16 protein-coding genes are annotated in these 18,021 nt (G+C 67.0%); 2 read left to right on the forward strand and 14 right to left on the reverse strand.

The genetic code is table 11. The annotated features are described in order from the left end of the window. Nucleotides 1-12 precede the first annotated feature (12 nt). From GR316_RS07980 to GR316_RS08015, 8 genes are all read right to left on the reverse strand, one after another. Nucleotides 13-723, reverse strand: coding sequence for an orotate phosphoribosyltransferase (locus GR316_RS07980; protein WP_249218735.1), 711 nt, complete (start codon nt 721-723; stop codon nt 13-15). Further along, nucleotides 720-1,991 carry a Zn-dependent hydrolase gene (locus GR316_RS07985; RefSeq protein WP_211783427.1) on the reverse strand — a complete coding sequence of 424 codons (1,272 nt, stop codon included), beginning with the start codon at nt 1,989-1,991 and terminating at the stop codon, nt 720-722. The genes GR316_RS07980 and GR316_RS07985 overlap by 4 nt, the downstream gene beginning before the upstream one ends. After that, on the reverse strand, nt 1,988-2,926 hold the full coding sequence (locus tag GR316_RS07990; protein ID WP_211783428.1) for a dihydroorotate dehydrogenase: 939 nt from the start codon (nt 2,924-2,926) through the stop codon (nt 1,988-1,990). Before GR316_RS07990 ends, GR316_RS07985 begins: the two co-directional genes overlap by 4 nt. Next, nucleotides 2,926-3,771, reverse strand: coding sequence for a dihydroorotate dehydrogenase electron transfer subunit (locus tag GR316_RS07995; protein ID WP_249218736.1), 846 nt, complete (start codon nt 3,769-3,771; stop codon nt 2,926-2,928). Before GR316_RS07995 ends, GR316_RS07990 begins: the two co-directional genes overlap by 1 nt. Nucleotides 3,772-3,784: 13 nt before the next feature. Continuing rightward, nucleotides 3,785-5,068 (reverse strand): TRAP transporter large permease, encoded by a 1,284-nt coding sequence (locus GR316_RS08000; protein WP_211783429.1) that lies wholly within the window; start codon nt 5,066-5,068, stop codon nt 3,785-3,787. Then, nucleotides 5,068-5,568, reverse strand: a complete 501-nt coding sequence (locus GR316_RS08005; protein WP_211783430.1) for a TRAP transporter small permease — start codon at nt 5,566-5,568, stop codon at nt 5,068-5,070. The genes GR316_RS08000 and GR316_RS08005 overlap by 1 nt, the downstream gene beginning before the upstream one ends. Nucleotides 5,569-5,639: 71 nt before the next feature. Further along, nucleotides 5,640-6,650 carry a TRAP transporter substrate-binding protein gene (locus GR316_RS08010; RefSeq protein WP_211783431.1) on the reverse strand — a complete coding sequence of 337 codons (1,011 nt, stop codon included), beginning with the start codon at nt 6,648-6,650 and terminating at the stop codon, nt 5,640-5,642. A 145-nt stretch (nt 6,651-6,795) separates the two neighbouring features. Continuing rightward, nucleotides 6,796-7,683, reverse strand: a complete 888-nt coding sequence (locus GR316_RS08015; RefSeq protein WP_211783432.1) for a helix-turn-helix domain-containing protein — start codon at nt 7,681-7,683, stop codon at nt 6,796-6,798. A gap of 342 nt (nt 7,684-8,025) precedes the next feature. Here GR316_RS08015 and GR316_RS08020 point away from each other — a divergent pair, with 342 nt between their 5' ends. Then, nucleotides 8,026-9,003, forward strand: a complete 978-nt coding sequence (locus GR316_RS08020; protein WP_211783433.1) for a putative oxygenase MesX — start codon at nt 8,026-8,028, stop codon at nt 9,001-9,003. A gap of 23 nt (nt 9,004-9,026) precedes the next feature. After that, a complete protein-coding gene (locus GR316_RS08025) occupies nt 9,027-10,058 on the forward strand; it encodes a methionine synthase (protein ID WP_211783434.1) in 1,032 nt (343 codons plus the stop codon). 43 nt (nt 10,059-10,101) lie between these two features. Here GR316_RS08025 and GR316_RS08030 read toward each other — a convergent pair whose 3' ends face one another. The 6 genes from GR316_RS08030 to GR316_RS08055 form a co-directional block, all read right to left on the reverse strand. Then, nucleotides 10,102-11,403 carry an ATP-binding protein gene (locus tag GR316_RS08030; protein WP_211783435.1) on the reverse strand — a complete coding sequence of 434 codons (1,302 nt, stop codon included), beginning with the start codon at nt 11,401-11,403 and terminating at the stop codon, nt 10,102-10,104. Beyond that, a complete protein-coding gene (locus GR316_RS08035) occupies nt 11,400-12,059 on the reverse strand; it encodes a winged helix-turn-helix domain-containing protein (protein ID WP_211783436.1) in 660 nt (219 codons plus the stop codon). Before GR316_RS08035 ends, GR316_RS08030 begins: the two co-directional genes overlap by 4 nt. 8 nt (nt 12,060-12,067) lie before the next feature. Continuing rightward, nucleotides 12,068-12,616, reverse strand: a complete 549-nt coding sequence (locus GR316_RS08040) for a L,D-transpeptidase (protein WP_211783437.1) — start codon at nt 12,614-12,616, stop codon at nt 12,068-12,070. A 69-nt stretch (nt 12,617-12,685) separates the two neighbouring features. Then, nucleotides 12,686-14,092 carry a sensor histidine kinase gene (locus GR316_RS08045; protein ID WP_211783438.1) on the reverse strand — a complete coding sequence of 469 codons (1,407 nt, stop codon included), beginning with the start codon at nt 14,090-14,092 and terminating at the stop codon, nt 12,686-12,688. Continuing rightward, complete coding sequence (locus GR316_RS08050; protein ID WP_211783439.1) at nt 14,085-14,936, reverse strand: CheR family methyltransferase; 852 nt, start codon at nt 14,934-14,936, stop codon at nt 14,085-14,087. The genes GR316_RS08045 and GR316_RS08050 overlap by 8 nt, the downstream gene beginning before the upstream one ends. Further along, nucleotides 14,933-17,995: a response regulator gene (locus GR316_RS08055; RefSeq protein ID WP_211783440.1), complete on the reverse strand. Its 3,063-nt coding sequence runs from the start codon at nt 17,993-17,995 to the stop codon at nt 14,933-14,935. The genes GR316_RS08050 and GR316_RS08055 overlap by 4 nt, the downstream gene beginning before the upstream one ends. Between the last annotated feature and the right edge of the window lie 26 nt (nt 17,996-18,021).

Below are 18,021 nucleotides of genomic sequence, written 5' to 3' on the forward strand. Positions count from 1 at the left end.
GATCGTGTCCTCTCAGAAGGTCAGGCGGCTGGCACCGCCATGGGCCGCCGACCACAGAAGCGGGGCGTTCAGGAACGCCTCGATCCGGTCCAGTCGGCAGGGGTCGAAGGTGGCATCGGTGCGGGCGACACGCAGGATGTCGGCCCATGTCGCCAGCGCATGCAGCCGCAGCCCATGCGCCCGAAGCGCCGCGCGCGATTCGGGAAAGATGTCGTATTGGAACAGCATCAGCACATCCGACACCTCGACCCCTGCGGCGCGCATCGCCTCGCAGAAACGGATCTTCGAGGCGCCGTCGGTGGTCAGATCCTCCACCAGCAGCACGCGCTGGCCGGGATGGCTGTCCCCTTCGATCATGGCGCCGGGGCCGAAGCCCTGCGCCCGCTTGCGGACATATTGCATCGGCAGGCCGGTCCGCATCGCAAGGAAGGCGGCGAAGGGAATGCCCGCCGTCTCGGCCCCGGCGATGGCGTCGATCCGGTCGCGGCCGATCTCGGCATCGAGGATCTCGGCCGCGAAATGCATCAGCTTTTCGCGGATGGCGGGATGCGAGATGACGCGCCGCACGTTGATGTAGACGGGACTGGCCACGCCCGAGGACAGGATGAAGGGGCGATCGCCCGCGATATCCACCGCGCCGATCTGCAAAAGCAGGCGCGCGGTGCGGCTTGCGATGTCGCGCCGGGTTTCGGCCGTCAGCGGCATGGGAAGGGCTCCGCTCATGAATTCCCCTCCAGATAGGCGGAAAGCACGGCCGTGCCCACCATGAAATCCTCCAGCTCCATCGCCTCGTCCGGGTTGTGGCTGCCGTTGCGGTTGCGCACGAAGACCATGCCGGAAGGAATGCCCGCCTGCGCGAAGATCGCCGCGTCATGCCCCCCGCCCGAGGCCATGGTGAAGGCATCGCCGAACCGCGCCCGCATCGCCGCCTCCAGCCCGCGCGTGATCGCCGGGTCCATCAGCGCGGGGGCGACCGCCACCTCGGGGCCGGTTTCGAAACGCACGCCGCGGCTGCGGGCGATGTCGTCCATCTGCGCGCGCAGATAGGCGCGCATCCGGTCCAGCACCTCCACCTCCTGCGAGCGGATGTCGAGCGAGAAGCCGAGGCTGTCGGGAATGCGCGAGATCGCATGGCCCGCAGGGTCCGTGCCGACAATGCCCGATGTCAGCACCAGATCGCGCCCCGTGCGCAGCAGGTGGTCCCATGTGTCGTCCAGCCGGTGCATCAGTTCGGCGAAGGCCAGCACCGGATCGTGGCGATAGGCCCGCGGCACGGCGCCCGAATGGCCCGCCTGCCCGATGCAGCGCACCTCGCGGTGGCGGAAATTGCCCCGGATGCCCGACACGACCGCCGCAGGCAGGCCGCGTTCCACCAGAAGCGGCCCCTGTTCGATATGCAGTTCCAGATAGGCCTCGATCCGCGACAGATCGGTGATCGGGCGGCCTTCCGACAGGGGCGCGGTGTCGATCCCCAGATCGCCCAGATGCGCCGAAAGCGGGCGCGCATCGCCCTTGTGCGTCGCCGCAAGTTCCGCCGGCGGCAGCAATCCCGTCAGCATCTTGGAGCCGAGATAGCAGGCCCCGAACCACGCGCTCTCTTCGCCGCGCATGGCAAGGCACTTGACCGGGCGGCAAAAACGCGCGCCCGTCCGCGCGGCGCGGATCAGCACGATCAGCCCGGCCACGACCCCGGCCAGCCCGTCGTAATTGCCGCCCATCGGCACGCTGTCCACATGGCTGCCGATCAGCACCCAGCGTTCGGCATCGGCATCCTGCGGCAGGCAAAAGACGAGGTTGCGCCCCGCATCCTGCGAAACATGCAGCCCGTTGCGGCGGGCGAACTCCGCCAACCAATGAAGCGTCGCCGTCTCCACCGCCGAAAAGGCGGGGCGGCTGACGCCCCGCGCGTCGGGGGACAGGGCGCGAATGCCATCGAAGACCTCGGCCGCAAGGGCGGCAAGGGCGGCCTCCTCGCTGTGCAGATCCCTCATGCCCCCGCCCCCTCGGGCCGGATCACGGTGCCGATGACCTCCTCGATCGAGGCCACGCCCTCGGCATCCGCCCAGTCCTGCAACTCCGCTACGAGGCGGGCCATCACGGTGGGCGAGCGGAAGGTGGCGGTGCCGACCTGCACCGCGCGCGCCCCGGCGATCATGAACTCCAGCACGTCCTGAAGCGTGGCGATGCCGCCGCAGCCGATGACGGGGATGCGGCAGGCCCCGGCGCATTGATAGGTCATCCGCAGGGCGATGGGCTTGATCGCCGGGCCGGACATCCCGCCCATGACATTGCCCAGACGCGGACGCCGGGCCGCGATGTCGATGGACATGCCAAGCGCCGTGTTGGCCACGACCAGCGCATCCGCCCCCGCCGATTCCGCCGCCAACGCGACCTCCACCGGCTCTCCGGTGTTCGGGGTCAGCTTGGCCCAGAGCGGCAGGTCCGTGGCCGCGCGCAGGCGGCGCATCACCGTTTCGGTGGTGTCGGGGCGCATGGCGAAGGCATTGCCGTTCGCCTCGATATTGGGGCAGGAGATGTTCGCCTCGATCGCGGCGACACCGGGCAGGCTGACCTCGGCGGCAAGGCGCGCGAAGGCATCCACCGAATGGGCCGAGATGGAGACGACCAGCGGCGCGGCATACCGCTCCCACCACGGCAGCATCCTGTCCCGGAAATCGTCGATCCCCTTGGACGGAATGCCGATCGCGTTCAGCATCCCCCCCGGCAGGTCGCAAACGCGCGGCACCGGATTGCCGCCGCGCTTTTCATGCATGATCGTCTTGAGCACATGCGCGCCCAGCACGTCGAGATCGAAGACATCCGACAGATCCTCGGAAAAGGTGCCGGAGGCGGGCATGATCGGATTGGCGAGGCGCAGACCGCCGATGGTCACGCCGAGATCGGCCTTGGAACGAATGTCCTTCATCACAGGATCGCCTCTGCCATGGGGAATACGGGGCCTTCGCGGCAGACGCGGCGCTGCACGCGGCGGTCGCCTTCGCGGAAGGGGCGCACGCAGGCCTGACACATGCCGATCCCGCAGGCCATCTGCTGCTCCATCGCGACCTCGCCGGGGATGCCGTATTCGGCGCCCAGCGTCTGAAGCAGGCGCAGCAACCGGGACGAGCCGCAGGTGTAGAACGCATCGACGCCGCCCGCGGCGATGCGGGCGCGGATCAGCGCCTCCAGCGCCTCGGGGGAGGAGGAGCCGTCTTCGTCATGCACCACGATCACCTCGGCGCCGAAGCTGCGGAACAGATCGACCGACATCGCCAGATCGGCCCGGCGGGCCGAGCAGACGGCGGTCAGGCGGCGGCCCTCCTGCTGCGCCATCCGGGCCAGCGGCGCCAGCGTCGCAAGGCCGACGCCGCGCGCGACCAGCATCAGGTTCCGCCAGCCTTCCTCCATGGTGAAGCCCTGCCCCAGCGGCCCCAACACGTTCAGCGCATCGCCCGGCACCAGCGTCGCAAGGCCCCGCGTGCCCGCCCCGGCCACCTTGTAGAGGAACTGAAGACGCCCGGCCTCGGCGTCGTAGCCATAGATGCTCATGGGGCGGCGCAGATAGGGATGCTCGCCCTCGGGTTCGGGGCACAGAAGCTGAAAGAACTGGCCGGGATGGCAATCCAGCACCTCGGCGGGCGCATCCAGCGTCAGAAGGCGGTATTCGCCGTTCACCGGGGTGTTGGCGCGCACGATGGCGCGCGCCTCGGCGCAGCGGGCCCGAAGGCCGGCGGGCATGGGAACGGACAGGACGGATGGGGATAAGGTCACGGGGGGATCCTTCTCAGCCGTAGATCAGCCGCGGCACGAACAGCGAGATCTGGGGGATGTAGGTGATCAGCAACAGCACGATCAGGTTCAGCAGCACGAAGGGCCAGACACCGCGGATGATCTCGTTCACCGGCTTGTTCAGCGTGGAGGACGCTACGAAGATATCCAGCCCGAAGGGCGGTGTGATCATGCCAAGACAGACGTTCAGCGTGACGATCATGCCGAAATGCACCGGGTCGATGCCGAAGGCCATCGCCACCGGATAGAGCGGCGGCACCAGCACCAGCACGGTGGAGTTCGGATCGACGAACATCCCCGCGATGAAGAAGCAGATGTTCACCACGATCAGGAAGGTGATCCAGCCCGCATCGACCGCGTGCAGCAGGTCGATGATGCTGCTCGGCACCTGCGCCAGCGTGACGAAGAAGCTGATCAGCCCGCCCATCGCCAGCAGGACGAAGATGATGGCGGTGTTGATGGCGCTCGCCTCGGTGATGCGGGCAAGGCCGGACCAATCGAGGGTGCGCAGCACGACCATCTCCACCAGAATGGCATAGACGACGCTGACGGCGGCGGCCTCGGTCGGGGTGATGACGCCGGAATAGATGCCGCCCAGAATGATGATGGGCATGCCGAGCGCCCATTTCGCGGCCCAGATGGCGCGCATCCGGTCGGCCCACGGCATGCGCGGCGTCGTCGCCACGCCGTCGCGCCCCGCCTGAATGCGCACGAAGACCGCCAGCGCCAGCCCCAAGACCAGACCCACCGCAAGCCCGCCCGCGAACAGCTTGGCGATCGAGGTGCCGGTGATCCAGCCATAGACGATCAGCGTGATGGAGGGCGGGATCAGCAGCGCCGTTTCGGCCGAAGCGACCAGAAGGCCCAAGCTGAATTTCTCGGAATAGCCCGCCTTGCGCATCTCGGGATAGACCATGCGGCCCATCGCGGCCACCGTCGCGGGCGCCGAGCCGGAGACCGAGCCGAAGGCCATGGAGCCGCCGACGACGACATGCCCGATGCCCCCCTTGGCATGCCCCACCAGCGCCGTGACGACGCTGAGAAGCTGGCGCGCGATCTGCCCCGAGCCCATCAGGTTCGCCGCGAAGATGAAGAAGGGAATGGCCAAGAGCGTCGAATGATCGACCCCGCCCACGATCTTCTGAACGACGGCGGCATCGGGAAGCTGCGCCCAGAATCCCTGTTTGTAGGCCAGCGCGGGCACGCCCAGAACCAGCAGCATCTCGAAGCCCGCAAAGAGCAGGGCCACGGCCAGAAGAAGGATCGCGATCAGCAGCATCAGGCGGCCTCCCCTTCGGCATCCGCATGGCGGTCGATCACGCCGAAGAGGCTGAGGCCGTAGCGCAGCCCCAGCAGCAGAAAGCCTAGCAGCGGCGCGAGATAGACGATGTACATCGGCACCCCGAGCGTGGGCGAGGTCTGCCCCATCCGCCCGACGAACTGCACCAGCCCGAAGGACAGCCACGCGACATAGAGGCTGAAGGCAAGGCCCACGGCATCCACCAGCTTCAGCACCGCGCCCTGCACCGCCGGGGGCAGCTTGCCGCGCAGATTGGTGATCCCGACATGCTTGCCCCGTTCCAGCGCAAGGCCGAGGGCGAGGAAGACGAGAAAGAGGTTCATCATGCGCACGGCCTCTTCGATCCAAGCGAAGTTGCTGGCGAAGGTGCCGCCGATCTCCCGCGTGACGACGGAGCCGGTATAGAGCAGGACCATCATCAGAAAGAGGGCGACGAGGAGCGTCCTCTCGATCATCCGCAGCAGGGCGAGGGCTTTCATCGGGCTGTCCTTGAAACGAAAAGGCAGGGCCCGCCAGCGCACCGGCGGGCCCCATGGCGGTTCGGCGGCGCTTATTGCAGCTCCGTCATCTCGGCGGCGTAGGTGTCCATCAGCGCCTTGCCGGCATCGCCGGTCTTGGCGAGGTAGGTCTCCACCGCAGGCTCGAACATCTCGGCGCGCAGGGCGGCGCGTTCGTCGGCATCGGCGATGTGGACATCGGTGCCGCTGGCCTTGATCTCCTCCAGCGCGGCCTCGACGGCGGCGGCCTTATGGGCGGTCAGCTCGGGCACGGCCTCGCGGAAGCTGTCGGTGATGATTTCCTGATACTCTGCCGGCAGGCTGTTCCACCATGCCGGGTTGAACAGGATCACATCCTCCATCGCGCCATGGTCGGAGACGAGCAGATGGTCCTGCACCTCGTAGAATTTCATCGACAGGATCGTGTCGAGCGGGTTCTCCTCGCCGTCCACGACGCCGGTCTGAAGCGAGGTGTAAAGCTCGCCGAAGGGCAGCGCGATGGCCGATGCGCCAAGGGCGTTGAACTGCTCGATCAGGATCGCGCTGTCCATGACGCGGAACTTCTGGCCCGCGAAATCGGCGATGTCGCCGATTGGCTTGTTGGAGGTGAACTGCTTGCGCCCGTTCGGCCAGAGGCCGATCGCCACCATGCCCCGATCGGAGAAGCTGTCCAGAAGCTGCTGCCCGAAGGGGCCTTCGCGCAGCGCCTCGGCCTTTTCGGCATCCTCCGGCAGCAAGTAGGGAATGTCGAGGATCGAGACGAGCGGATTGAACCCGCCCAGGAACGCGGCCGGCGCGACCGTGCCTTCGATCGTGCCAAGCTGCACGCCCTCGTTCATCTCGCGCTGACCGCCAAGCTGCCCCTGCGGGAAGATCTGGAAGGTCACATGCCCGTCGGTGCGCTCTTTCACCTCTTCGGCCACCTTCTCGAGGGCGATGTGGCGGCTCTGCTGGGTGCTTTCCAGATGCCCGATCTTGGCGAGGTAGTCCTGCGCCGCGGCGGGCATGGCGACACCAAGGCCGAGCATGGCCAAGGCGGATGAAAGGATCGACGTCCTGAGCATGAAACACTCCCCATGGTCTTTGTCATGTTCTGTGGGGTCAGCCTCTGCCGGAGGTTACGCCGCGTCAACACGCAATGTCTCTAAATTGAGACGATGGAGTATTTTCCGATCCCCCAGGCGGGTGCTTGATGAAAAATCAGGCGGTTTATGAAAGCTGGATGCCGTGGCGCGCGATCAACTCGTCCACATGATCGGCCGCATCGCGCCCCTTCAGCGAGGTCGCCCAAAGCCGCTCGGCGATTCCCTCATGCAGCTCCAGCGCCTCGGGGGCGGAGGTGATCATGCCGACGCCGATGCGGATGTTAGGGTTCGAGCCAAGGCGGAACGGGCTGATCGTCAGCGTCGAATCCGCGCCCCGCCGCACGATCTGAAACGAGGTGGACGGGATCGGCTCGCACGCGACGCCGACCTGAATCCCGATCCCCGGATCGCGCAGCAAGGCGGAGATATTCCGCGCCTCGGCAAGGGCCATCCGCCGACGCGCATCGCGCAGTTCGGGCGAAAGGCCCATGCGCCCCACCAGCCCCTCGCGCAAGAACTGCTCGATATCCGCATCCGAGATGATGGAGGCCAGAAGCGGGCGACGTTTGGCGAAACGAGCCTTGCGCGCCAATAGGATCGACAGGATCTGCGCCACATCCTCGGGCTGCCCGGAGGCGCCGCCTTCGTGCAGGACATCGGTCAGGACATGATCGTAGCCGTCCGTCGTCAGCAGATAGGAGATGGGGCTGAAGAGGCCGATGATCTGGTCGGCATCCTCTTCGATCTGGCGCATCCGCTCGAAGAAGCTGACGGCGTTGTCCACATATTCGATGCCGACCCCCAGCAGCGAGGGGAGCGAGACGTGCAATTCGTCCGAGATGGCGGTCAGCATCTCGATCTTGGCGATCTCCCCCTTTTCGGCGCGGTAGAGCGCCGCGCGCGAGATGCCGAGCCGGGACGCCAATTCCTCGGGCGAGAGCGCGCGCCCAAGGCGGTAGGCCCGCAGCCGCGCGCCGACCTCGACGAATGTTTCCCTGCCGGAAGATACCATGCGCTGCCCCTGCCCCATCGGACGCCCGCCCCCATGCCCGAATATTTGGCACGAAAGGGGGCACTCATCGGACAATCTAAAAACTGAGAAGGACCGCTCATGCAAGGGGTATCGGAGCGCGCTTTCGCCATCGGTGCATGACGATGGAAGCCAATCATGAGTGGCCATCATCGATTGAGAAGTTATTTTCATTTCCATTCATGGCCGCCCTTTGGCATACGGCCAACGAAGCCCGGAGGCGGCCGAGGTCGTGCATCGGCCCCGGCCCGCCCCCGGACAGTGCACGAAGATTACGGGAGATGGCCTCTGGCTCCGTCTCTGGAGCCAAGGACACGGATCACGATGACCAAAGATTTCACCTTCTCGATCAAGAGCATCCCCTTCGACGAGGAGTATCACCCCCTCGACGGAACGCGGATCACCACGAACTTCGCCAACCTCGCCCGCGGCGAAAGCCGCCGCGAGAACCTGCGCCGTGCGCTGCGGATGATCGACAACCGCTGCAACGAGCTGGCTTGCTGGGACAACCCCGACGCGGACCGCTACGGGGTAGAGCTGGACATCGTCTCGGTCGAGTTGGACATCGAGGGCAAGGGCGACGCCTTCCCCGCGATCGAGATCCTGAAGACCACGATCGTCGATCGCAAGGCGGGCACACGCACGGACGGCATCACGGGGAACAACTTCTCCTCCTATGTGCGCGATTACGATTTCAGCGTGCGCCTGCCCGATTACAACAAGGGGCGCGAGTCCTTCGGCATCCCCGAGGATTTCGGCGATCTGCACGGCAAACTCTTTAAATCCTTCATCGCCTCGGACGCCTATACCAGCCGCTTCGCCAAGCGCCCGGTGATCTGCCTCAGCGTGTCGGACAACAAGACCTATCACCGCACGGCGAACCGCCACCCGGTTCTGGGCGCGGAATACACCCCGAGCGACACCTCGCTGACCGAACACTACTTCAGCAAGATGGGCCTTCAGGTGCGCTACTTCATGCCGCCGAACGGCAAGGCGCCGCTGGCCTTCTTCTTCTTCGGCGATCTTCTGGCCGATTACACCGACATGGAACTGATCGCGACCATCAGCACGATGGAGACGTTCCAGAAGATCTACCGCCCCGAGATCTACAACGCCAATTCCGCGGCCTCCGCCGCCTTCCGGCCCAGCCTGCGCAACGAGGATCACTCCCTCACCCGCATCGTCTATGACCGCGAGGAGCGCAGCCGTCTGGCCACCACGCAGGGCAAATTCGCCCAAGACCACTTCATCACGCCGCACCGCGCCATTCTGGACGAATGGTCGGCCCGGTATTCCAACTGAACGAAAGCACGCAGGTCCGCTTCATGAACAAGCTTCTTCCCACCTCGACCGCCGGCAGCCTTCCCAAACCGTCTTGGCTCGCCCAGCCCGAGAAACTCTGGTCCCCGTGGAAACTGGAGGGCGAAGAACTGATCGAGGGCAAGCATGACGCTCTGCGCGTCACGCTGGCCGAACAGTGCCTTGCCGGGATCGACATCGTCAGCGACGGCGAGCAGACGCGTCAGCATTTCGTCACCACCTTCATCGAGCATCTGAGCGGCGTCGATTTCGAAAAGCGCGAAACGGTGCGCATCCGCGACCGCTATGACGCGAGCGTTCCGTCCGTGGTGGGCGCGGTCGCGCGTGAGAAGCCCGTCTTCGTCGAGGATGCGAAATTCCTGCGCTCGCAAACCACGCGTCCGATCAAATGGGCCCTGCCCGGCCCGATGACGATGATCGACACTCTGCACGACGCCCATTACAAAAGCCGCGAAAAGCTGGCTTGGGAATTTGCCACCATCCTGAACCAAGAGGCGAAGGAGCTGGAGGCCGCAGGCGTCGACATCATCCAGTTCGACGAACCCGCCTTCAACGTCTTCTTCGACGAGGTGAACGACTGGGGCATCGCCACGCTGGAACGCGCGCTCGAAGGTCTGAACTGCCAGACGGCGGTCCATATCTGCTATGGCTACGGGATCAAGGCGAACACCGACTGGAAGGCCACGCTGGGCCATGAATGGCGCCAGTACGAAAAGATCTTCCCCAAGCTGCGCGAATCGGCGGTCGATATGATCTCGCTCGAATGTCAGAACTCGCATGTGCCGATGGATCTGATCGAACTGATCCGCGGCAAGAAGGTCATGGTCGGGGCCATCGACGTGGCCAGCAACACCGTGGAGACGCCCGAGCAGGTGGCCGACACGCTGCGCAAGGCGCTGCAATTCGTGGATGCCGACAAGCTGCACCCCTGCACCAACTGCGGCATGGCCCCGCTGTCGCGCAGCGTTGCGCGCGGCAAGTTGCAGGCCCTCGGCGCGGGTGCGGAGATCGTCCGCCGCGAGCTTTCGGGCAACTGAGCCCGCCGCCCCTTCCCGCCCTGCGCGGGAGGGGGCTTCGCCATCAAGACAGCCGAAGCACCGCGACCTCTCCGCCGCCTTCGGCCGGATGCAGGTCGATATCGCCGCCCAGCTTCACCATCGCCGCCCGCGCGATCGCAAGGCCGAGGCCGCTACCGCCATAGGTCGGTCGCCGCCCCCGGAAGAAGCGTTCGGTGATGCGGGCACGGTCCTCGGCGGGGATGCCTGGGCCGGCATCCGTCACCTCGATGCGGCCCGCACCGGCGCGGATCTGCACCACCCCCCCGGCGGGCGAGGCATGGATCGCGTTCTCCAGCACGTTGCGCAGCGCCGCGCCCAGAAGCAGCCGGTCCTGCGGCATGTCCCCGTCGATGCGCACCCTTACCGTCACATCCCGGCCACGGGCCAGCGCCTCGGTCATCTGCACACAGTCGCGCAGGATCACCGAGATGGGCACCCGATCCTCGCCCCCCGGGCGCGCATCCACCGCCGCCATATCCAGAAGCTGGCGGACGAGGCGGTCGGTGCGCGCCACGCTCGCCTCGATCTGCGTCAGGGCGCGGGCGCGCTGACCGGCATCGCCGCGCGCCGCGATCTGCGCCTGCGTCTTCAGCCCGGCCAGCGGCGTCTTCAACTCATGCGCGGCAAAGGCGGTGAAGCTGCGCTCGCGCTCGCGCGCGGCTTCGACGCGGGCGAAGAGATCGTTCATGGCCGACTGGATGGGCGCAAGCTCGGTCGGCAGGCGGCGGTCCAGCGGGCGAAGCTCTTCGGCGTCGCGCACCGACAGATCCCCGGCCAAGCGGCGCAGCGGGCGCAGGCCACCGCTCAGCCCCCACCAGATCAGCCCCGCCAGCACCGGCAGCACGGCCAGCGACGGCAGGATCAGCCCGCGCGTCACATCGCCGATCAGACGCTCGCGCATGGCGAGGCTGTCGCCGATCATCACCCGCACGCCCCGTTCGACATTCGTGACTGCAAAGACCCGCCAGGCGATGCCGTCCACGGTGTTGGTGCCGAACCCGTCCTGCTGCGCCAGCTTGGCTTCGGGCGCAAAGGTCGATCCGGCGACGCGCGCGCCATCCAGCCGCCACACCTGACAGGACAGTTGGCGGAAATAATCCTCCCCCGCCGGGGCGGGCGCGGCCAGCGCGATCGCGGCATCCACGTCGATCCGCCGGTCCGACATGAGCGAGGAGACCATGCGCGCCGCCTCGGCAAGGCGCGCATCCAGCACCCGGTCCACCTTCGCAGCAGTGGAATGATGGATCCACGCGAAGGCCGAGGCCCAGACCGCGCAGGTCGCCGCCAGCAGGATCACGAACATCCGCAGCCGAAGCGAGATCATGGCCCGGCCAGCCGATACCCGGCGCCGCGCACCGTCTGAATGAAGGCCGCGCCCAGCTTGGCGCGCAGCTTGTGGATATGCACCTCGACGGTGTTGCTCTCCACATCCTCCTGCCAGCCATAGAGGCGCTCCTCCAAGGCCGCGCGCGACAGGATGGCGCCCGGGCGTTCCATCAGCGCATGCAGGATGCCGAATTCGCGGTGCGAAAATCCGACGGGCCGCCCATCCAAAGTGCCGGTCATGCGCGCCGGGTCCAACACCAGCCCGTTCCACGACAGCGCGGGTGCGGCGCGCCCCTCGGCCCGGCGCAGGATGGCGCGCAGCCGGGCGGCCAGTTCCTCCAGATCGAAGGGCTTGCCGAGATAATCGTCCGCGCCCCCGTCCAGCCCGGCGATCCGCTCCCCCACCTGATCGCGCGCCGTCAGCACCAGCACCGGCAGCGCCATGTCCGCCGCCCGCCATTCGGCCAACAGATCGAGGCCCGACCCATCCGGCAGCATCACATCCAGAACGATCCCGTCGAAGCCCCCCACCGCCAGCGCGGCGCGGGCATCGGCAAGGTTTTCCACGACCTCGGACGAAAATCCGGCAAGGCTCAGCCCCACGCCCAGCCCGTCCTGAAGCACGGGATCATCCTCGACGATCAGTATCCGCATGGATCCCCTCAGAGAAGCAGCACCTGTGTGCCGACGGGCGCCATCTCGTAAAGCTCCTCCACATGCTCGTTGTAAAGGCCCACGCAGCCCGAGGACGAGGGCCGCCCGATCTTGCGCGTGTCATGGGTGCCGTGGATGATATAGGCCGGCCATGACAGATACATCGCCCGCGTGCCGAGCGGACATTCCGGCCCCGGCGGCACATAGCGCGGCAGCGACGGATCGCGGCGCAGCATATCGGCGGTCGGGCGCCAGTCGGGATCGGTCCGCTTGCGCACGATCTCCGTATGGCCGCGCCGCGTCAGCGCCTCGGTCAGCGGGATCGAACTGGGATAGAGCCGGTACGTCCCATCCGCGCCCCAGTAATGCAGCGCCCGCGAGGTGAGGTCGGCCAGAATCGCCCCCTTGCCGATGCTGTCGAAATGGTCGCGCCAATCCTGCATCTGAAAGCTGGAGATGTTGGCGCGCGGCCCCGCCACCTGTGCGCGAAGCGGCGCCGCCATCAGCGCGGGCGCGGCAAGGGCGGTCAGGAAAAGGGATCGGCGGGTCAGGGTCATGGATCGGCCTCGTTCGTTGATGCGCCCCGTCCTTGGCCCACCAACCTTAAACGGGGCTGAAGGCTGCGCCTACCCGTCCTCGTCCTCGTTCGCGCCGTCCAGCGGCAGTTGCAGCGTCCAGACCACCCCCTCGGGGCGCCAGTCCACCTTGGCCTCGCCGCCGTCGCTGGCCATGATCAGGGTCGATCCGAACCCCTTGCGGTCCGGCTCGACGACGGGGGGGCCGCCTTCTTCGCGCCATGTGAAGGACAGAACGTCGCCCTTGGCCTCCCAACTCAGGGCGACATGCCCCTCGGTGCCCGAAAGCGCGCCGTATTTCACGGCATTCGTCGTCAACTCATGCAGCGTCAGCGCCATGCGCAGCGCGCTGCTGGGCGACAGGCGCAGATCGGGGCCGGACAGCTGCACGCGGTCCTCGCTCAAGGCGCCGACGCTCATCTGCTCGGCCAGAAGCTCGCGCAGATCCGCGCCGGACCACGTTTCCGCCGTCAGGATGGAATGGGCGCGGGCCAGCGCCTGAAGCCGCCCGCCGAAGGTCTTGGCGAAATGATCGGGATCGCGGGCATGGCGGGCCGTCTGCCGGGCGATGGCCTGCACATTGGCCAGCATGTTCTTCACCCGGTGGTTCAATTCGCCGATCAGGATCGACCGCGTCTCCTCGGCGCGGCGCCGTTCGGTCACATCGAGGATCTGCAGGTTGATCGTGCGCGGCGCGCCATGGCCCGCCGGCACGACGGAGCCATAGCATTCGCAATCGACCTCGCCCCCGGCCACCGTCGCCGCCCGGATCGCAAGCGCCCCGCGCTGCCCGTCATTGGGGCAGCTCGCAAGGTGCAGCCAATCCGCAACCTCGGCCGAGGTCGCCTCGTCGAGCCAGCCCGATGCGGCGACGCTTCGGCCCAGCACCTGCGCTGCAGGCCAGCCGAACATCCGCTCCGCCCCCTTGGACCATTGGCGGATCACCAGATCGGCGTCGAGTTCGACGATGGCCAGCGGCGAATTGTCGGCATGGGCGTTCAGCCGCGCCAGTGCCGCCGTCAGGTTCTGCGACACGGCCCGCATCTCGTCGCGCTGGCGGGCCAGTTCCTGTGCCTGACGGCCGATCTCGTAGAAGACCTGCGCCTTGGATTGCAGGATCATCGGGTCGATCGGCTTGGTGATGTAATCCACCGCCCCCGCCTCGTAGCCGCGGAAGCGGCGGCGTTCGTCCAAGGCGGCGGCGGTCAGGAAGATGATGGGGATCTTGCGCGTCCGCTCGATCCCGCGCATCAGCTCGGCCAGTTCATAGCCGTCCATGCCCGGCATCTGCACATCCAGCAGCGCCAGCGCGAAATCGGTATGCAGCATCGCCTCCAGCGCCTCGGCCCCCGAACGCGCGCGGTGCAACACCAGCCCGTCGCGCCGCAGCAGCGCCTCCAGCGCAGACAGGTTGTGATCGAGGTCGTCGACCATAAGGAAATGGACAGGATCAGCCATGCGCCGCCTCCGAGTTGCGGCGCCAGATGCGCTCGGGTTCCGCAAAGGCCGTGAACGCGCCCGCATGCCCGGAAAAACGCATCGTCTCATGCGCGCCGAGGCCGAGGAAGCCGCCGCGCACCAGCGCATCGCGGAACAGCCCCGTCGCCCGGTCCTGAAGGTTGCCGTCGAAATAGATCAGCACGTTGCGGCAGGAGATGAGATGCATCTCAGAAAAGACCTGATCGGTGGCAAGGCTGTGTTCAGCAAAGACCATGCGAGAGCGCAGGCCGCGATCCATGGCGGCCGCGCCATATGCGGCGGTGTAATGATCGGACAGCGATCTGCGCGCGCCGGATTTCTGATGATTTTCCGTGAAAAGCGCCATGCGATCGAGAGGATAGATCCCCGCCTCGGCCTTGGCAAGCGCACGGCTGTTGATCTCGGTCGCATAGAACATCGTGCGGTCGAACAGCCCTTCCTCGCGGAAAAGGATCGCGAGGGAGTAGAGCTCCTCCCCCTCCGAGCAGCCCGCCACCCACACCTTCAGCGAAGGGAAGGTGCGCAGATGCGGGATGACGCGGGTGCGGATCGCGGCGAAATAGGCCGGATCGCGGAACATCTCCGACACCTGCACCGTCATGCAATCGATGACCTCGGGCAGAAGCTCGGGCTGGTGCAGCACCTTGGCCTGCACCTCCGACAGGGTGGCGCAATGCAGCCGTTCGCGCGCCAGATCGGCGCGCCGCATCAGCGATCCGCGCGAATAGGCGCGGAAATCGTAATGCCAGCGCTGGTGCAACGCCTCGAGGAACAGGTCGAGTTCGATCTCCTCGACCGGGCGGCTTCCGACGCTCTCCCTCATCGGCGCATCCAGACGCGCGTCAGCGACAGGAGGCGGTCCACGTCGAGGGGCTTGGGCAGATAGTCGTTCGCCCCGGCGGCAAGGCACTGTTCCTGATCGTCGGCCATGGCCTTGGCGGTCAGCATGATGATGGGCAGGTTCTTCCAGCGTTCCTGCGCCCGGATCTCGCGCGTGGCGGTCAGGCCGTCCATCTCGGGCATCATCACGTCCATCAGCACGAGATCCACCCCCGGCGCGCCGCTGTCGGCGACGCGGCCCAGCGCCTCCAGCGCCTCGCGCCCGTTGCGGGCGATCTTCACCTCGGCGCCGTGCGGTTCGAAGACGGCGGTCAGGGCGTAGACGTTGCGGATGTCATCCTCCACCACGAGGATGCGCTTGCCCTCCAACATCGCATCGCGGTTGAGCGAGGCCGCCAGAAGCTGCTGCTGCCGCTCCGGCAGGTCGGTCACCACCTGATGCAGGAACAGCGTCACCTCGTCGATCAGCCGCTCGGGCGATTTCGCGCCCTTGATGATGATGGATTTGGAATAGCGGCGCAGGCGCAGTTCCTCGGCCTCGCTCAGCGCGCGGGCGGTGTAGACGATGACCGGCGGGAAGGCCGCCTCTTCGTCGGAATCCAGCGCCTCCAAAAGGTCGAACCCGGAGGCGTCCGGCAGCGTCATGTCCAGCACCATGCAGTCGAAGGTGCCGCCGGCCATGCGCTCGCGCGCCTCGGCGGCGGTGGCGGCGCCCACCGTCTCCACGTCCTTGTTGCCCAGAAGGGCCTTCAGCCCCTCCAGCTGCGCGGGATCGTCCTCCACGATCAGGACCCGGCGCATCCGCTGATCCAGCCGCGTTTCGATGGAATGCAGCGCCTGCGCCAGCGCCTCGCGCTTCACCGGCTTCAGCATGTAGCTGCGCGCGCCCTGCGCCAGCGCTTCGCGGGTGTAATCATCGCCCGAGACCATGTGCACCGGGATGTGCCGCGTGCGGATGTCGCGCTTCAACCGGTCGAGAACCGACAGACCCGAATGATCGGGCAGGCCCACGTCGAGGACGATCGCGCTCGGCATGTATTGGCGGGCGGCCAGAACGCCGTCCTCGGCGGTGCCGGTGACGAGGCATTGGAAGCCCAGCTCATGCGCCAGATCGATCAGGATGCGCGCAAAGGCGGGATCGTCCTCCACCACGAGGATCAGGCGCTTGTCGCCGTCCAGCACCTCGCGGTCATCGGACACATCGGCGGCGGGCGGGGCGGCGGCGGGGATCGGCGCGGGCGGCGGCGGGGCGGCGGCGGGCAGCGCCGGGCGGGGGGCCGCATCGCCAAGGCGCGCCGGCAGATGCAGCGTGAAGGTCGTGCCCTTGCCCAGATCGCTCTGAAGCGAGACGCGGCCCTTGAGCAGCTCCGTCAATTCGCGGCTGATCGAGAGGCCAAGGCCGGTGCCGCCGAAGCGCCGCGCGATGGTGCCGTCCGCCTGCCGGAAGGCCTCGAACACGGCCTCCTGATCCTCGCGGGCGATGCCGATGCCGGTGTCGCGCACGGCGAAGGCGACGCCATCCCCATCGCGATGGGCCGACAGGGTGACGCTGCCGCGCTCGGTGAACTTGATGGCGTTGGAGAGGAAGTTGCGCAGCACCTGCTCCAACCGGGCGGGGTCGGTCTGAAGGTCGGGGATGTTGGTCGGAACCTCCACGCGGAAGGTCAGCCCCTTGCCCTGCGCCTGCGGGGCGAAGGACCGTTCCAGCTTGCGGGCCACATCCTCGGGGCGGACGATCTCGGGGGTGACATCCAGCTTGCCGGCCTCGATCTTGGCCAGATCGAGGATGTCGTTGATCAGCGCCAGCAGATCGCGGCCCGAGCTTTCGATCGTCTCGGCCCAGCCCACCTGCTCTTCGGTCAGGGTGGCGCCGCGATTCTCGGCCAGAAGGCGGGCCATGATCAGCAGCGCGTTCAGCGGCGTGCGCAGCTCATGGCTCATATTCGCGACGAATTCGGATTTGTAGCGGCTTTCGGTGGCCAGACGCTGGGCCTGCTGCTCCATCAGGCTCTGGCTGCGGGCCAGCGCGTCGCGCTGCACCTCCAGTTCCTGCGTCTGGGTCTCCAAGAGGGCGTTCTGCTCCTCCAGCTCGGCCTGCTGATGCTCGAGGCGGCTCTGGCTGTCCTGAAGGGCGCGGGTCTGCTCGGCTAGTTCCTCGTTGGAGGCGGCCAGTTCCTCGCCATGGGCCTTCAATTCCTCGGCCTGATGGCGCGTCTCTTCCAGCAGGGCGCGCAGGCGCGTGCGGTCGTTGGCCGACCGGACGGCGATGCCGATGGCCGCGCCGACGCGTTCCAGAAGAAGCTTCCCCTCGGGGCGCACGGGGGTGTCGAAGCCGAACTCCACCACCCCGTTGATCCGCCGGTCGTCATAGAGCGGGGCGATCACCGATTGCGCCGTCCGCCCGCGCACGAGGCCCGAGCCGAAGGCCAGCGCCTCGCCCGGAAGGCGGTCCAGCGTCAGGACGGTGCGTTTTTCCACCGCATCCCACAGATGGCTTTCGCCGCTGCGGAAGGCGCGCGGGGTTTCCCCCGGCGGCAGGCCGCGCCCGGCGACCTGACGAAACTCTCCGCCGTCGCGGACATAGAAGATCGCCGCCCGTGCGCCCAGCCGGTCCGCCAGCGCGGCCAGCACGTTATCGGCCATGACGGCAAGGTCCACCTCCCCTTCGGAGGCGCGACTCACCTCCATATCGCCCTGCTGAAGCCAGCTTTGCTGGCGCAGCGCGATGCGGTTGCGCACGAAGGTGAAGCCCGACAGACCCAAGAGCAGGATGACGACGATGGCCATCGCCCGGTTCGTCGCGGCCAGCGTCGGATCGATGCCGGCGCGGGCGTTCAAAAGGCCGATCACCATCGTGACGAAGACCACGACCGCCGTCAGCGGCGGCACCACCGGGCGCGGCGCCAGATAGGCCAGCACCACCGGCAGCAGATAGATGACCCAGATGGCAATCCCGAGCGGCACCATCAGATCGACGGCGAAGACCCCCGCGATCAGGGCGCCGAGAAGCGCATAAAGGCCGAATTCCCGTGTGGTGTTCATCTCTGCCTCCGAAAGACCTGCGGCAT

It is taken from the genome of Falsirhodobacter algicola (assembly GCF_018279165.1).
GTDB classification, from domain to species: domain Bacteria; phylum Pseudomonadota; class Alphaproteobacteria; order Rhodobacterales; family Rhodobacteraceae; genus Falsirhodobacter; species Falsirhodobacter algicola.

Bases quoted from the DNA above. Each gene is read 5' to 3' on its own strand.
- GR316_RS07980 (WP_249218735.1), bottom strand. From the start codon at position 723: ATGAGCGGAGCCCTTCCCATGCCGCTGACGGCCGAAACCCGGCGCGAC.
- GR316_RS07985 (WP_211783427.1), bottom strand. From the start codon at position 1,991: ATGAGGGATCTGCACAGCGAGGAGGCCGCCCTTGCCGCCCTTGCGGCC.
- GR316_RS07990 (WP_211783428.1), bottom strand. From the start codon at position 2,926: ATGAAGGACATTCGTTCCAAGGCCGATCTCGGCGTGACCATCGGCGGT.
- GR316_RS08000 (WP_211783429.1), bottom strand. From the start codon at position 5,068: ATGCTGCTGATCGCGATCCTTCTTCTGGCCGTGGCCCTGCTCTTTGCG.
- GR316_RS08005 (WP_211783430.1), bottom strand. From the start codon at position 5,568: ATGAAAGCCCTCGCCCTGCTGCGGATGATCGAGAGGACGCTCCTCGTC.
- GR316_RS08010 (WP_211783431.1), bottom strand. From the start codon at position 6,650: ATGCTCAGGACGTCGATCCTTTCATCCGCCTTGGCCATGCTCGGCCTT.
- GR316_RS08015 (WP_211783432.1), bottom strand. From the start codon at position 7,683: ATGGTATCTTCCGGCAGGGAAACATTCGTCGAGGTCGGCGCGCGGCTG.
- GR316_RS08020 (WP_211783433.1), top strand. From the start codon at position 8,026: ATGACCAAAGATTTCACCTTCTCGATCAAGAGCATCCCCTTCGACGAG.
- GR316_RS08025 (WP_211783434.1), top strand. From the start codon at position 9,027: ATGAACAAGCTTCTTCCCACCTCGACCGCCGGCAGCCTTCCCAAACCG.
- GR316_RS08030 (WP_211783435.1), bottom strand. From the start codon at position 11,403: ATGATCTCGCTTCGGCTGCGGATGTTCGTGATCCTGCTGGCGGCGACC.
- GR316_RS08035 (WP_211783436.1), bottom strand. From the start codon at position 12,059: ATGCGGATACTGATCGTCGAGGATGATCCCGTGCTTCAGGACGGGCTG.
- GR316_RS08040 (WP_211783437.1), bottom strand. From the start codon at position 12,616: ATGACCCTGACCCGCCGATCCCTTTTCCTGACCGCCCTTGCCGCGCCC.
- GR316_RS08045 (WP_211783438.1), bottom strand. From the start codon at position 14,092: ATGGCTGATCCTGTCCATTTCCTTATGGTCGACGACCTCGATCACAAC.
- GR316_RS08050 (WP_211783439.1), bottom strand. From the start codon at position 14,936: ATGAGGGAGAGCGTCGGAAGCCGCCCGGTCGAGGAGATCGAACTCGAC.
- GR316_RS08055 (WP_211783440.1), bottom strand. From the start codon at position 17,995: ATGAACACCACACGGGAATTCGGCCTTTATGCGCTTCTCGGCGCCCTG.